The organism is Psychrobacter sp. Ps1 (assembly GCF_022129425.1).
Lineage (GTDB): Bacteria > Pseudomonadota > Gammaproteobacteria > Pseudomonadales > Moraxellaceae > Psychrobacter.
In genome coordinates, this window is sequence record NZ_JADQAN010000052.1 from 1 (window position 1) to 1,294 (window position 1,294).

The 1,294-nt window shown below is 46.5% G+C and carries 1 protein-coding gene; it reads left to right on the forward strand.

Going from position 1 to position 1,294, the window contains the following annotated elements:
- A partial coding sequence (locus I3249_RS13015) for a Na+/H+ antiporter NhaC family protein (protein ID WP_238070243.1) occupies positions 1-1,294 on the forward strand: 1,294 nt, incomplete at both ends.

A 1,294-nucleotide genomic window follows, 5' to 3' on the forward strand; every position in this document is an offset into this window, starting at 1 on the left:
ATCACCATGATCGGCTTTGGCTGGGTGCCTCATCTGTCTCTTATCCTCGCCATCTGTGTGTTACTGGCTATCGGTATGTACAAAGGTCTCAGCTTTGATGACATGCAAGCTCAAATGGCCTCAGGTGTCATGCGTGGTATCGGTGCCATCTATTTGTTCTTCTTTATTGGACTGATGGTTGCGGCTTTGATGATGTCAGGTACTATACCTACACTCATGTATGTAGGCTTTCAGCTGATATCACCTGAGTATTATTACATTTCTGCCTTTATCTTAACCTCTATTATCGGTATTGCTCTAGGTAGTAGTTTGACGACTGCAGCAACGCTTGGCGTGGCGTTTATTGGTATGAGTAATGCGTTCGATGCCAACGTGGCGATAGCAGCGGGGGCGGTAGTATCAGGCGCCTTCTTTGGCGATAAGATGTCGCCATTGTCCGATACTTGTACGATTGCGTCCTCTGTCGTCGGTATTGATCTGTTTGAGCATATTCGCAATATGATGTATACGACAGTACCTGCGTGGATACTGACGGTGATCTTGTTTTGGATGTTCTCAGGACAGACGACCAGTGCTGATCTGAGTCAAGTAATCATATTGCAAGGACAACTGATAGACAGTGGTCTAGTACATGGGTATTCGGTATTACCCTTTATCGTATTAGTCGGATTGGCACTGTTTCGGGTCAATGCGATCTATACGATTATCTGTACTATTGCTGTGGCACTGATCATTACTTATGTACACAGCTCACCAAGCTTTGGTCAATTGGGTGGTTACTTGTTTGCAGGCTATGCCCCTGCTGAGTCATTAGAGCTAGGGGAAGTAGGTGGTATGCTGTCACGTGGTGGTGTACAGAGTATGTTCTTTACCCAGGCGATTGTGATACTAGCCCTAAGCTTAGGTGGTCTATTAACGGCACTAGGTATTCTGCCAGCACTGCTATCTGGTATTAAGGACACATTGACAACTTCAGGACGAGCTATCTTTGCAGCCGCGATGTCTGCATTGAGCATTAACGTGCTGATTGGTGAGCAGTATTTGAGTATTCTACTGTCGGGTACGGCCTTTCGCTCGACGTTTGAGCGTCTACATTTACATCCTAAGAATCTGTCGCGGACGATTGAAGATGCGGGAACGGTGATTAATCCATTAGTGCCTTGGAGTGTGTGCGGGGTGTTTATCAGTCAGGCGTTAGGGGTGCCGGTATTAGACTATCTGCCTTATGCATTCTTCTGTTATTTGTCACTGCTATTGACGCTGCTATTCGGGTTCACGGGGCTGACGATTAGTC